Here is a 12,955-nt window from a genome sequence, read left to right as displayed (position 1 = left end):
CCGTGGCGCGATGAGCACACGGAAGCGGCCGCTGCCGCAGTCGTTCGGGATCCGGCACGCCCGGCCGGGCGAGGCGCGCACGGTCGCCGGCCTCCTGGCCCTCGCCTTCGCCGACGACCCCGTCATGGGGTGGATGGTCCCCGGCGGCGGGCCGGACCGGACCCGCCGGATCGCGCTCTACTTCCGGCTGGCGCAGCGGCAGCAGCGGCCGCGGGAGGGGGCCGTGCGGGTCGCCGCGACCGGGGAGGGGCGGCTGCTGGCGGCGGCCCTGTGGTCCGGGCCCGGCCGGTGGCGGGCGCCGGCGGTGCGGGAGCTGGCGTCCGTGCCCCGCTATGTGCGGGTCTTCGGGCCGCGGGGTCTGGGGCGGGCCGCGGAGGTGCAGGAGTGCCTGCACCGGGCGCATCCGGAGGAGCCCCACTGGTACCTGCCGACCGTGGGGAAGGATCCGCAGGTGCAGGGCGCCGGCGCCGGCTCGGCGCTCGTACGGGAGCAGTTGGCGCACTGCGACCGGCTCGGGGAGGCGGCGTACCTGGAGTCGAGCAGGGCGTCGAACGTGCCGTTCTACGAGCGGTTGGGGTTCCGGGTGACGGGCGAGATCCGGCTCCCGCACGGCGGGCCCGCCCTGTGGCCGATGTGGCGCGATCCCGCGGCCGGCGGCCCGGCCGCGGCGGGCGGCGGGACCGGCGGCGGCGCCGGCGGGTGACGGCGGGTGACTGCGGCGGCTACTGCTCGGCGACGGCCTCCAGCGGTCGGAGTGCGGCAGCCCGGCGGGCCGGTGCGGCCGCCGCGGCCGCGGCGATGGCGAGGGGGGCCAGGCAGACGAGGAGCAGCGTTGCCCAGGGCAGCCGGAAGGCGTACTGCTGCATGGCGCCGTTGGCGAGGGAGCCGACAGCCCAGGCGCCGAACAGCCCGCAGGCCAGGCCGGGCAGGGTGCCGTACGCGGCGACGGTGACGGCCTCCAGGCGGATGGTCCGGCGGATGCCGGCGCGGTCCACGCCGAGGGCGCGCAGGACGCCGATCTCCCGGGTGCGCTCGGCGACGGACACGGCCAGGGTGTTGGCGATGCCGAGGGCGGAGATGGCGGCTCCGAGGGCGAGGAGCCCGTACATCAGGGTGAGCAGGTCGCCCATGACGCCCGCGGCCTCGCGGACGAGTTCCGCCCGGTCCTGCACCTTCAGCAGCGGGCTGTTGCCGACGGCGGTGCGCAGCCCGCTGCGGATGCCGCGGGCGCCGTCTTCGGTGCGGACGAGGATGCGCTGGACGGTGCCGGGGCGGAACTGGTGCTGCTGGACCTCGGTGCGGGCGCCGAGGGCGTCGCCGGCGGTGGGGTTGTCGCGGTAGACGCCGACGACGGTGTAGGCGGTGTCGGGGCCGCTCCGGCCGATGCGGGCGGTGACGCGGCTTCCGGTGTCGAGGCGGTTGTCGCGTGCGGTGGTGGCGGAGACGGCGATCCGGCCGGGTCCGAGGCCGGTGGCGGAGCCGCTGGTGAAGTCGAGCCGCATGGCCTCGTCGGCGGTGCGCGCATCGACGCCGGCGATGTTCCGGACGCTGCCGCCGAGGAAGAGGGTGGAGTCGGCGACGCCGTGGGCGGCGCGTATCCCGGGCGTGCCGGCCACGCGGCGCAGGGTGGCGTCGTCGATGCCGGTGGTGGGGGTGGGGGTGCTGATGACGTACTCGGCGGCGAGGCCTTCCGCGGCCTGGCGGTCCAGGGCCCGGGCCCCGGAGTGGCCGATCACGGCGAGTCCGCTGACGAGGGCGGTGCTGATCAGCACGGTGGCGGCGGTCGCGGCGGTGCGCCGGGGGTCGCGCAGGGCGTTCTCCTGGGCGAGGCGGGCGGTGATGCCGAGGCGGCGGGTCAGGCGGCCGGCGCCCCGGATGGCGGGGGCGGCGAGCAGCGGGGTGAGCACGACCGCGGCGGCGACGAGGAGGGCGCAGCCGGCCATCGCGTCGCGGAGGTTCCCCTCGGAGGCGTCCTCGGCCTGGGTCAGCGGGAGCAGCAGGAAGGCGCTGAGGGCGAGGAGGGCGGCCGCCGCGGCGGCGCGGACGCGGGTGCGGGCGCCCGTGGCGCGGGGCTGCTGCCCGGCCGAGCGGAGGGCCTCCACCGGGGCGATGCGGGCCGCCCGCCGCGAGGGCAGCCAGGCGGCGGGAACGGTGACGCCGACGCCGATGGCGAGTGCCGCGGCGACGGGCAGCGGGCCGATCACCAGCGGGCCGCGGGGCAGCGCGTCCTGGTCGGTGCCGAGGGCGGCGGGCAGGGCGGCGGCGATGCCGAGGCCGAGCAGGAAGCCGGCGGCGGATGCGGCGAGGCCGACGAGGGCGGCTTCCAGCAGGACGGACCGGACGACCTGCCGGCGGGTGGCGCCGATGGCGCGGAGCAGGGCGATCTCCCGGGTCCGTCGGCCGACGAGCATGGTGAAGGTGTTGACGACGAGGAAGGAGCTGATGAAGAGGGAGACCCCGGCGAAGAGCATGGGCAGCTTCTCGTGGCCGCGCGTCAGGGTGTCGGCGTAGTCGGACTGCCGGGCGGCCTGGGCGGCGCCGGTGGTGGCCTCTGCGCGGTCGGCGGGGAGGGCGGCGGTCACCCGGCGGGCGAGTTCGGCCTGGCCGGTGCCGGGTGCGGCGGTCAGGTCGATGCCGGTGTAGTGGCCGGGGGCGGCGAACAGCTCCTGGGCGGTCGCCTTGTCGAACACGGCGAGGGTGCCGCCCGCGGTCACGCGGGAGTCGGTGGTGCGGACGGTGCCGACGAGCCGCTTGCGCAGGGCCGGGCCGTCGGTGGCCAGGGTGACGGTGTCGCCGAGGCGGTAGCGGCCGGCGGCGGCGGTGCCGCTGTCGAGGGCGACCTCCCCGGCCGCCACCGGGGCCCGGCCCTCGGCCAGCGGGTGGCGGCCGTCCTTGCCGTCGGGGCCGGGGACGTAGGCGGAGGCCAGGTTGGCCCAGGCCTTGCCGGCGCGCAGCGGGGTGCCGTCGGCCGCGTTCAGGGTGGCCGAGCCGTCGGCGGAGGGGCGGACGGCGGCGACGCCGGGGATGGCGGCGAGTGTGCGGACGAGGGCGTCGTCGAGGACGTCGGGGCCGGGGTCCGCGGTGCCGGGCAGGGGCGGCTTCGCGGTGACGGTGACCGCGATGTCGGCGAAGCTCTTGGAGACGGCGGCGCGGTGGGCGGCTGCGGTGGAGTCGGCGAACACGAGGGTGCCGCAGACGAAGGCGACGCCGAGGCAGACCGCGAGGACGGTCATGGCCGAACGGGCTTTGTGCGCGAGGGCGTTGCGCAGGGCTGTTCTCAGCATGGGCGGCTTTCGGTGGGGTGCGGGGGCGGTCCGCTGCGGTGCGGTGCGGTCCGCGGGCGGGGCGGTGCCGGGCGGGCAGTGCCGGGGAGGGGCGGTCAGCTGGTGCGCGAGCTGGTTTCGAAGGCCTTCATCCGGTCGAGGACCCGGTCCGGGGTGGGGCGCGTCATCTCGTCGACGAGGCGGCCGTCGCAGAGGAACACGACGCGGTCGGCGTAGCCGGCGGCGCCGGGGTCGTGCGTGACCATGACGACGGTCTGGCCCAGGTCGCGCACCGAGTCGCGCAGGAAGCCGAGGACTTCGGCCCCGGAGCGGGAGTCGAGGTTGCCGGTGGGCTCGTCGGCGAAGACGATCGCGGGGCGGGAGGCGAGCGCGCGGGCCACGGCGACGCGCTGCTGCTGCCCGCCGGACAGCCGGGCGGGGCGGTGGCCGAGGCGCCCGGAGAGGCCGACCATGGACACCACCCGCTCCAGCCACTCCCGGTCGGGGCGGCGCCCGGCGATGGCCGAGGGCAGGGTGATGTTCTCCAGGGCGGTCAGCGTCGGCAGCAGGTTGAAGGCCTGGAAGACGAAGCCGATGCGGTCGCGGCGCAGCCGGGTCAGCTCCCGGTCGTCCAGTGTGCCGAGTTCGGTGGTGCCGATGCGGACGGATCCGGAGGTGGGTGTGTCGAGGCCGGCGGCGCAGTGCAGGAGCGTGGACTTGCCGCATCCGGACGGGCCCATGACGGCCGTGAACCCGCCCTGCCGGAAGGTGATGCTCACGTCGTCGAGGGCGGTGACGCGGGCGTCGCCGCTGCCGTGGACCTTCGTCAGGCCGGAGGCGGAGGCGGCGGCGCCGCGGGGGGCGGCCGCGGTGTGCGGGGCGGAGGGGTCGGCGGTCACGGGGGCTCCTCTTCGGGTGCGTACGGTGCACTCCGAAGGGTTCCGCGGCCGCGTATCGGCTCCTGGTCGGCGGTGTATCGGTGCGCGCTCCGCTTCGTCGCGGTCGTGCGGCAGCGCCGGCGGGCGGACCCTCAGGCGGGCAGGCGCAGGGTGGCGACCGCGCCGCCGTCCGGGGCGTTGCCGAAGCGGAGCTCGGCGCCGAGGAGGCGGGCCTGGCCCGTGGCGATGGTCAGGCCGAGGCCGTGGCCGCTGCCGCGCTCGGCGGCGCCGGTGTGGAACCGGCGCGGGCCGTGGAGCAGCAGGTCGTCCGGGAAGCCGGGCCCGTGGTCGCGTACGACGACGGTGCGGTCCGAGACGGTGACCCGGACCGGGGCGGCGCCGTGGCGGTGGGCGTTGACGACGAGGTTGGCGACGATCCGCTCCAGGCGGCGCGGATCGGTCTCAACGACGGGCTCCGGGTCCGCGGTCGGTTCCGGATCCGCGGTGGCGGGTCCGGCGTCCCGTGGCCCGGGCCCGGGCCCGGGCCCGGCGAGCGTGACCTGGGTGTCGAGCCCTGTCCGGGACACGGCCTCGGCGACGACGGCGGCGAGCGGTACCCGGACGCAGACGGGGCGCTCGGCGCCCGCGTCGAGGCGGGAGATCTCCAGGAGGTCCTCGACCAGGTCGCGCAGATCGCGCACCCGGGCGCGCAGCAGGTCCTCCACCTCTCCCGGCGGCAGCAGGCCGGCGGCCGCCAGCAGTCCCCCGACGGGGGTGCGCAGCTCGTGGGCGACGTCGGCCGTGAACTGGCGCTCGGTGCGCAGGCGCCGGGCGAGGCTGTCGGCCATGAGGTCGACGGTGGCGGCGATCTCGGCGACCTCGTCCCGCCCCTCGGCGGGCCCGGTCCGGGCGTCGAGGTCGCCGGCGGAGATGCGGGCCGCCGTCGCGGAGACGCGGCGCAGCCGGCGGGCGACGAGCCCCGCCCCGTAGAAGGCGAGGGGCGTGGCGGCGGCGAGCGCGGCGAGGGAGGCAGCCGCCATGGTCGCGTCGAGCCGCCGCAGGGTGTGGAGTTCGCTGCTCATGTTGACCTGGACGGCGAGGACGGGGCTCCCGGGGCCGCCGGTGCGCTGGGCGGCCCACATGCTCGGGCCGACGTTGCCCTCGGTGCGCGGGTCGTACGCGGTGTGCCGGGCACCGTCGGCGGGGGCGCGGAGGGAGGCGGGGAGGTCGGGCGGGTCCAGCCGGGCGCCTTCCGTGAGGGTGCCGGTGCGCTGGTGGACGTCGGCGGCGGCGTACACGGCGTTGAACGCCCTGGCTCGGGCGCGGTCCTCGATGTCGTGCGCGGTCCACACGTGGACGAGGGCCCCGACCGCGGCGGCGGCCAGCGCGGCCGTGGCGGCGGCGAGCGCGGCGATCTTCCACCGCAGGGAGGTCCTGCCCGGCCCGGGCCGGCGGTTCGCCGACACTCCGCTCATCGCCTGAGCTTGTAGCCGAAGCCGCGGACCGTCTCGATGCGGTCCTTGCCGAGCTTGCGGCGCAGCCGCTGCACGCACAGGTCCACCACGCGGCTGTCGCCGTCCCAGCCGTAGTCCCAGACGTCGCGCAGCAGAGTGTGCCGCTCCAGGACGACGCCGGGGTGGGCGGCGAACTCCAGGAGCAGCTTCAGCTCGGTCGGGGTGAGGGCGACGGGGCTGCCCGCGAGGGTGACCTCCATGCCTGCGGTGTCGATGGAGAGGTCGCCGAAGGCCAGGACGTCCCCCGCGGCCGGTCCGGGAGCGGGGGCCGCGGGGGCGGGGGCTCCGGCCGGGGCCGGCGGGTAGGTGGCCCGCCGCAGGAGCGAGCGGATGCGGGCGACGAGCACGTACGTCTCGACGGGCTTGACGACGTAGTCGTCGGCGCCGGCCTCCAGGCCGGCCACGACGTCGAGCCCGTCGCCGCGCGCCGACATCATCAGGACGGGCACGAGGCTGGTCTCGCGGATGCGGCGGCACAGGCCGATCCCGTCCAGGCCGGGCAGCATCACGTCCAGGACGAGGACGTCGAAGGGCTCGGCGCGGAAGAGTTCGAGCCCGGCGAGGCCGTCGGCGGCGGCCTGCACCCGGTAGCCGTAGCGTTCCAGGGCGAGGGCGAAGGAGCGGCGCATCAGGTCGTCGTCCTCCACCAGCAGCACGCGGACGGCGGGCTCGCAGGCCCCGGCCGGGGTGGGCGCGGACACGGGCGGGCGGCTCCTGTTCGGACGCGGTGGGGCGGTGGGGCGGGCGGGGCCGGCCGCGTCCCCGGCCTGTGCCCCGCCGGGAACGATACGGCAGGCCCCGCGCCGGACCGGCCCTCGACCGGACTCCGCGGGCAGGCGGATGGACGACCGAGCGCTGCCTGATACGCGGCCGATACACGGCCGCGGCCCCGGCCGCCCGCCTGGCGCGCGCGGGGCGCCGTACGGGGGCGCCGTACGGCGCCGGGCGGTCCGCCGGGTGGGCCCCGCTCCGGAGCGCCGTTCCTCAGCCGATGTGGGCGGCGACGTCCGCGTGGACCGCGGCGTCGCGGTGCAGGTCGGTGTGGCCGAGGCAGGCCGTCGTCCGGTTCTCCGCCCCGGCCAGGGCGACGGTGGACGCGGGCCGGACGAAGACGTCGCACGGCGAGGCCCAGGTCGCGTAGCGGGTCGCGCCGGGGGTCTCGTCCCCGGTGTTGAGGGCCTGGAGGAACGCGGAGCCGGGGCGCATCTCGGTGCAGGCGGGGCCGCCGCACAGGCGGGCGGCGTCGGTGCCGTGGTTGGGGCCGGCGAGGGAGACCCAGGCGTCCACCTTGGCCGTGCCGCCGAGGTTCCTCAGGTAGTACCGGGAGGAGAGGGACCCCATGGAGTGGGCGACCAGGTCGACCCGGGCGGCACCCGTGGCGGCGAGGACCCGGTCGACTTCGGCGGCCAGGGCGGCGGCTGTCGTGGCGTTGGACTGGCCGGAGGGGTACGTCCACTGGTGGAGCCGGTCGTCCGGCCAGCCTGCGGCCCGGAAGCGGCCCGCCATGGTGTCCCATGTCGAGCCGCTGCTGTTCCAGCCGTGGACGAAGACGACCGGATCGGGAGCGGCGGTGGGCGAGGCGGAGGCCTGCTGGGGGAAGAGGAGGGCGGCGAGGCCCAGGGCGAGGGCGGGCGCGGCGCGCCGGCAGCGGGAGTTCACGGGCCGGTTGTAGCGGGACCGCTCCGCCCGCTGCCCGCTGCGGGCCGTGCGACCACCCGCACGGCCGACAGGTTCACCCCGTGGGGGCATACGGATTCGGCGGCGGGCGGGCGGAGGGGCGGGGCGGCGTGCCGGTTAGGGTCGGGGGAACCCGATCGAGGAGGTTGGAGATGGCGGATCCGGGCAACCCGGTCGTGCTCGCGCAGACCACGGTGGACGACGAGGGCACCGCGTACGAGCTGGGGCGGGCCGCGGTCGAGGCGCGGCTGGCTGCCGGGGTGCACGTGGAGGCGCGGATGACGTCCTTCTACTGGTGGCAGGGGGAGGTGCAGCACGAGCGCGAGTACCGGCTGACGTTCAAGACGGTGCAGGACCGGGTGGCCGCGCTGGAGGCGTGGGTGCACGGGCGGCACCCGTACGAGGTGCCGCAGTGGATCGTGCTGCCCGTGTCGGCGGCCGCGGAGGCGTACCTGGCGTGGGCTCAGGCGGAGACCCGCGGCGCGTGACCCGGGCCGCGGCGGCGCGGCGGCCCGGCGGCGCGGCGCTCCGGCAACGCGACGAGCCGCGGGGCCGGACGGCGTGGGTCAGGCAGGATCCGCAGGAGACGGCCTAGCCTCGACGGCATGCTGGGACTTCCCGACCACGTCCGCACGTGCCTGTTCGACCTGGACGGCGTGCTCACCCGGACCGCGAAGGTCCATGCCGCCGCCTGGAAGCAGATGTTCGACGACTTCCTGCGCCGGCGGGCCGAGCACACGGGCTCGCCGTTCGTTCCGTTCGACGCCGTGCGGGACTACGACGAGTACGTGGACGGCCGCCCCCGCGAGGATGGCGTACGCACCTTCCTCGCCTCCCGCGGCATCACCCTCCCCGACGGCGCCGCGGACGACGGCCCGGACCGGGAGACCGTCCACGGGCTGGGCAGCCGCAAGAACGGGCTGGTGCTGCGGATGATCCGCGAGCAGGGCGTGGAGGCGTACGAGGGCTCGGTCGCCTACGTGCGCGCCGCCCGGGACGCCGGGCTGCGCCGGGCCGTCGTCTCATCCAGCGCCAACTGCCGCGACGTCCTGGCCGCGGCGGGCATCGCGGACCTGTTCGAGGAGCGCGTGGACGGGCTGACCATCGCCGAGCAGCACCTGCGCGGCAAGCCGGCCGCCGACAGCTACCTGGCCGCGGCCCGCCTGTTCGGGGTGGCGCCCGCCGAGGCGGCCGTGTTCGAGGACGCGCTGGCGGGCGTCGCGGCGGGCAGGGCCGGCGGCTTCGGGTTCGTCGTGGGCGTGGACCGGGCCGGTCAGGCGGGCGCGCTGCGCGACCACGGCGCCAATGTCGTGGTGGGCGACCTCGCCGAACTCCTGGACCGCGGATGATCACGCACACGAGCTTCGCCACCGAGCCCTGGCGGCTCCGGGAGACCGCCCTCGACCTGGGCGTCCTCGCGCAGAGCGAGTCCGTCTTCGCCCTGTCGAACGGCCACCTCGGCTGGCGCGGCAACCTCGACGAGGGCGAGCCGCACGGCCTGCCGGGCTCCTACCTGAACGGTGTGCACGAGACGCATCCCCTCCCCTACGCGGAGGCGGGCTACGGCTATCCGGAGTCCGGGCAGACCGCCATCAACGTCACCGACGGCAAGGTCATCCGGCTCCTCGTCGACGACCACCCCTTCGACCTGCGGTACGGCGCACTCGTCTCCCACGAGCGGGTCCTGGACTTCCGCACGGGGGTGCTGAGCCGCACCGCGGAGTGGACCACGCCGTCGGGCCGGACCGTGCGCCTGACCTCCCACCGTGTGGTCTCCCTGGCGCAGCGCGCCGTCGCCGCGGTCTCCTACACCGTGGAGGCCGTCGACGGGCCGGCCGGCATCGCCGTGCAGTCCGAGCTCGTCGCCAACGAGCAACTGCCCGCCGCCTCCGGCGACCCGCGCGTGGCAGCGGTCATCGACTCGCCGCTCCTGCCGGAGGAGCACCACGCGCACGGCACGCGGCTGCGCCTGGTGCACTGCACCGGCAGCAGCCGCCAGCGGGTGGCGGTCGCCGCCGACCACCTGGTGGAGGGGCCCGCGGGGACGGATTGGGCGGCGGAGAGCGAACCGGACGTGGCCCGGCTGACCGTCACCGCCAACCTGGCGCCGGGCGAGCGGCTGTCCCTGGTGAAGTTCGTCTCCTACGGGTGGTCCGCGCAGCGGTCGCTGCCCGCCCTGCGCGACCAGGTGGAGGGCGGCCTAGCGGCGGCCCGCAGCACCGGCTGGCAGGGCCTGCTGGAGGGGCAGCGGGCCTGCCTGGACGACTTCTGGGCCGACGGCGACGTCGAGGTGGAGGGGGACGCGCAGGTCCAGCAGGCGGTGCGGTTCGCCCTGTTCCACCTCTTCCAGGCGGCCGCCCGCGCCGAGGAGCGCGCCATTCCGGCGAAGGGGCTCACGGGGACGGGCTACGACGGGCACGCCTTCTGGGACACCGAGTCGTTCGTGCTGCCGGTGCTCACGCACACCGCGCCGGAGACCGTGGCGCCCGTCCTGCGGTGGCGGCACACCACCCTGCCGAGTGCGCTGGAGCGGGCCCGGCAGCTCGGCCTCGCGGGAGCCGCTTTCCCCTGGCGGACCATCAACGGCGCGGAGTGCTCCGCGTACTGGCCCGCCGGCACGGTCGCCTTCCACGTCAACGCCGACATCGCGGCGGCCGCCGAGCGGTACGCGTTCGCCACCGGCGACCACGCCTTCCACCGCGGCCCCGGGCTCGACCTCCTGGTGCACACGGCGCGGCTGTGGCGCTCCCTGGGCCACTTCGACGCCGGCGGCGCCTTCCACATCGACGGCGTCACCGGCCCGGACGAGTACAGTGCGGTGGCCCGCGACAACCTCTACACCAACGTGATGGCCCGGCGGAACCTGCTGGCCGCGGCGGACGCGGTCGCCCTGCACCCGGACCGGGCCACCGAGCTGGCTGTCGGCGCCGCCGAGGCCGCGGACTGGCGGGACACCGCCGCCCGGATCGCGATCCCGTACAACCCTCGGCTGGGAGTGCACGAGCAGGCCGCCGGGTTCACCGACCAGCAGCCGTGGGACTTCGAGGGCACCGCCGAGGAGCAGTACCCGCTGCTGCTGCACTTCCCCTACTTCGACCTCTACCGCAAGCAGGTCGTCAAGCAGGCCGACCTGGTCCTGGCGATGCTGGCCTGCCCGGACGAGTTCACGGACGGGGAGAAGGCCCGCAACTTCGCCTACTACGAGCCGCTGACCGTCCGGGACTCCTCGCTGTCCGCCTGCTGCCAGGCCGCCCTCGCCGCCGAGACGGGCCACCTGGACCTGGCCTGGGCGTACACCCGGGAGGCGGCGCTGATGGACCTGAACGACCTGGAGCACAACACCCGCGACGGCCTCCACATGGCCTCGCTGGCCGGGACGTGGATCGCCCTCGTGCAGGGCCTGGGCGGACTGCGGAGGCGCTACGGCGCAGGCCCCGCCGTCCTGCCGCCGGGCGCGGGCGGGCCGGGCGAAGCGGCGGAGGCGGAGGCTCCGGTGCGGTTCGCGCCGCGCCTGCCGCCGGCGCTGACCCGGCTCGCCTTCAACGTCCGCGTCAGGGACCGGCGGCTGCGCGTGGACATCCGCCGCGACGCGGCGCGGTACACGCTGCTGGAGGGGGCGCCGCTGCCGGTGCTGCACCACGGCACGACCACGGTCCTGGACCCGCAGGCCTCGGCGGACCTTCCCGTACCGCCCGCGCCCGACACGGTGGAACCGCCCCAGCCGAAGGGCCGTGCCCCGCTGACGTGACGGCGCGCGGCCGGGCTCGGCTGCCGGATCGCGGAGCGGGCCTTCGCCGAACGGCTGCGCGCCGGCCGGCCCGGCGGGGTGCGGGCGGCCGGCCGCAGGCGGCGGAGGACCGCCGGACGCGGCCGGTGGTGTGCGGGCGGCGTGGCGGAGCGGGATGCGGGGCAGGGATGGCAGGTGACCCGTGCCCGTGCGCCCGGCACGTCCCGCGAGGAGATGAGGAGATTCCGTTGAGCGTCCCCGCGCCCGCGTCCGGAGGGGCCGCCCTGGAGGGCCTCCTCGCCGACGCGCATGCCGCGCTGCCCGACACCGTCGCCCTGCGCAGGCGCATCCACCGCTTCCCCGAGCTGGGCATGCACCTGCCGCGTACGCAGCAGGCCGTCCTGGAGGCGCTGGACGGGCTCGGGCTGGAGGTGGCGACCGGCTCCGGGCTGAGCTCCGTCACCGCCGCCCTGGAGGGCGCCCTGCCCGGCCCGGCGGTGCTGCTGCGCGCCGACATGGACGCCCTGCCCCTGGAGGAGGGCACCGGCCTGGAGTTCGCCTCCCGGGTGCCGGGCGCCATGCACGCCTGCGGGCACGACACGCACACCGCGATGCTGGTCGGCGCCGCCCGGCTGCTCGCCGCCCGCCGCGGACTGCTGGCCGGCCGGGTCGTCTTCATGTTCCAGCCCGGGGAGGAGTCCGGCGGCGGCGCCCGCCACATGATCGACGAGGGGGTGCTGGAGACCGCCGGCGGGACACGGGTGGCCGCCGCGTTCGCGCTGCACGTCACGACCCGCTTCGACAGCGGGACCCTGCACCTGCGGTCCGGCCCGACCTTCGCCGCCTCCGACCGGCTGCACGTGACCGTCCGAGGGCGCGGCGGGCACGCCTCGTCCCCGCACCGGGCGCTCGATCCGGTGCCGGTCGCCTGCGAGATCGTGCAGGCGCTCCAGTCGATGGTGACCCGGACCCTCGACGTCTTCGACCCTGCGGTGGTGACGGTCGCCTCCATCCACGCCGGCACAACGGCGTCGAACGTCATCCCCGAGACGGCCGAGATCCGCGGCACGTTCCGCACCCTCTCCCCCGGCGCCCGGCAGCAGGTCCGCGAGGGCATCCAGAGGGTCGCGCGGCACGTGGCCGCCGCCCACGGGGCCGAGGCCGGCGTGGAGCTGGAGGAGGGCTACCCGCCCGTCGTGAACGACGCCGACCGCACGGCCGCTCTGTACGACACGGCGGTCGCGCTGCTCGGCGCGGACCGGGTCGGGCGGCTTGCCGCGCCGTTCATGGGCGCAGAGGACTTCAGCTACGTCCTGCAGGAGGTGCCCGGCTCGATGGCGTTCCTGGGGGCCCGCCCGCCCGGAGTCCCTCCGGAGGAGGCCGCGGACCTGCACTCGAACCTCGCCGTGTTCGACGAGGACGCCCTGGCCGCCGGCGCCGCCGTCTATGCGGCCGCGGCGCTGCGGGCGGGCCCGGCGCCCGCCGGGAGCGGGTGAGCCGCCGCCCGGCAGTGCAGCCACCCGTTCGGGTGCTGCGGGGTGCTGCCCGGCCCGGCCGGGGCCAGGCTGGGGCCATGCCCGCCAGACTGGTCGTCCACCCGCCCGACGAGAACGGCTGGCGCCGGGTGCGGTACGACGGCGTCGCCATCGGGGTGGCCCACCGCCCCGCCGACATCCGCGTCTTCCTCGCCGCGGCCGGACTGGAGAACGCCGACGACGCCGACCTCACCGACCCCGCGTTCGTGGAGTGGCGGGGCGGCGGCCCCGAGGAGTGGCAGCCCCGCCCGTAGCCCCGGCCGGGCGCACTCCGGCCCCGAGGGCGCCTCGTCCCCCTGCGCTCGGACCGGCAGGGCCCGTTTGCCGCCGTGCGTGCGGGTAGGCGGGGAGACGCACCCGG

The 12,955-nt window shown here is 76.8% G+C and carries 11 protein-coding genes; 6 read left to right on the top strand and 5 right to left on the bottom strand.

From position 1 onward, the window contains the following. Positions 1 to 10 precede the first annotated feature (10 nt). Complete coding sequence (locus C0216_RS14975; RefSeq protein WP_114055774.1) at positions 11 to 703, top strand: GNAT family N-acetyltransferase; 693 nt, start codon at positions 11 to 13, stop codon at positions 701 to 703. Between the two features lie 19 nt (positions 704 to 722). Here the strand turns inward: C0216_RS14975 and C0216_RS14970 are convergent, their stop codons facing one another. From C0216_RS14970 to C0216_RS14950, 5 genes are all read right to left on the bottom strand, one after another. Continuing rightward, positions 723 to 3,284 carry an ABC transporter permease gene (locus C0216_RS14970; protein WP_114055773.1) on the bottom strand — a complete coding sequence of 854 codons (2,562 nt, stop codon included), beginning with the start codon at positions 3,282 to 3,284 and terminating at the stop codon, positions 723 to 725. A gap of 95 nt (positions 3,285 to 3,379) precedes the next feature. Then, a complete protein-coding gene (locus C0216_RS14965) occupies positions 3,380 to 4,162 on the bottom strand; it encodes an ABC transporter ATP-binding protein (protein ID WP_114055772.1) in 783 nt (260 codons plus the stop codon). A gap of 131 nt (positions 4,163 to 4,293) precedes the next feature. Continuing rightward, on the bottom strand, positions 4,294 to 5,616 hold the full coding sequence (locus C0216_RS14960) for a sensor histidine kinase (RefSeq protein WP_114055771.1): 1,323 nt from the start codon (positions 5,614 to 5,616) through the stop codon (positions 4,294 to 4,296). Next, a complete protein-coding gene (cseB, locus tag C0216_RS14955) occupies positions 5,613 to 6,356 on the bottom strand; it encodes a two-component system response regulator CseB (RefSeq protein WP_281277933.1) in 744 nt (247 codons plus the stop codon). Before cseB ends, C0216_RS14960 begins: the two co-directional genes overlap by 4 nt. Before the next feature lie 283 nt (positions 6,357 to 6,639). Continuing rightward, a complete protein-coding gene (locus tag C0216_RS14950) occupies positions 6,640 to 7,314 on the bottom strand; it encodes an esterase/lipase family protein (protein WP_246042548.1) in 675 nt (224 codons plus the stop codon). 170 nt (positions 7,315 to 7,484) lie between these two features. Here C0216_RS14950 and cutA point away from each other — a divergent pair, with 170 nt between their 5' ends. The 5 genes from cutA to C0216_RS14925 all read left to right on the top strand — a co-directional run bounded on the left by cutA (position 7,485) and on the right by C0216_RS14925 (position 12,848). Then, positions 7,485 to 7,820 (top strand): divalent-cation tolerance protein CutA, encoded by a 336-nt coding sequence (cutA, locus tag C0216_RS14945; RefSeq protein WP_114055769.1) that lies wholly within the window; start codon positions 7,485 to 7,487, stop codon positions 7,818 to 7,820. A gap of 117 nt (positions 7,821 to 7,937) precedes the next feature. Then, positions 7,938 to 8,681: a beta-phosphoglucomutase family hydrolase gene (locus tag C0216_RS14940; RefSeq protein WP_114055768.1), complete on the top strand. Its 744-nt coding sequence runs from the start codon at positions 7,938 to 7,940 to the stop codon at positions 8,679 to 8,681. Next, entirely contained in the window at positions 8,678 to 11,080 is a 2,403-nt protein-coding gene (locus C0216_RS14935; RefSeq protein WP_114055767.1) for a glycoside hydrolase family 65 protein, read from the top strand. The genes C0216_RS14940 and C0216_RS14935 overlap by 4 nt, the downstream gene beginning before the upstream one ends. A 227-nt stretch (positions 11,081 to 11,307) precedes the next feature. Then, positions 11,308 to 12,555, top strand: a complete 1,248-nt coding sequence (locus C0216_RS14930; RefSeq protein ID WP_428985428.1) for a M20 metallopeptidase family protein — start codon at positions 11,308 to 11,310, stop codon at positions 12,553 to 12,555. 77 nt (positions 12,556 to 12,632) lie between these two features. Next, a complete protein-coding gene (locus C0216_RS14925; protein WP_114055765.1) occupies positions 12,633 to 12,848 on the top strand; it encodes a hypothetical protein in 216 nt (71 codons plus the stop codon). The last annotated feature ends 107 nt before the right edge of the window (positions 12,849 to 12,955 follow it).

The sequence above is a fragment of the Streptomyces globosus genome, from assembly GCF_003325375.1.
Lineage (GTDB): Bacteria > Actinomycetota > Actinomycetes > Streptomycetales > Streptomycetaceae > Streptomyces > Streptomyces globosus_A.
This window is presented reverse-complemented; position numbering and strand designations above follow the sequence as displayed.

Coding starts and splice junctions, on each gene's coding strand:
- C0216_RS14940 (WP_114055768.1), top strand. CDS start 7,938: ATGCTGGGACTTCCCGACCACGTCCGCACGTGCCTGTTCGACCTGGAC.
- C0216_RS14970 (WP_114055773.1), bottom strand. CDS start 3,284: ATGCTGAGAACAGCCCTGCGCAACGCCCTCGCGCACAAAGCCCGTTCG.
- cutA (WP_114055769.1), top strand. CDS start 7,485: ATGGCGGATCCGGGCAACCCGGTCGTGCTCGCGCAGACCACGGTGGAC.
- C0216_RS14925 (WP_114055765.1), top strand. CDS start 12,633: ATGCCCGCCAGACTGGTCGTCCACCCGCCCGACGAGAACGGCTGGCGC.
- C0216_RS14935 (WP_114055767.1), top strand. CDS start 8,678: ATGATCACGCACACGAGCTTCGCCACCGAGCCCTGGCGGCTCCGGGAG.
- C0216_RS14975 (WP_114055774.1), top strand. CDS start 11: ATGAGCACACGGAAGCGGCCGCTGCCGCAGTCGTTCGGGATCCGGCAC.
- C0216_RS14960 (WP_114055771.1), bottom strand. CDS start 5,616: ATGAGCGGAGTGTCGGCGAACCGCCGGCCCGGGCCGGGCAGGACCTCC.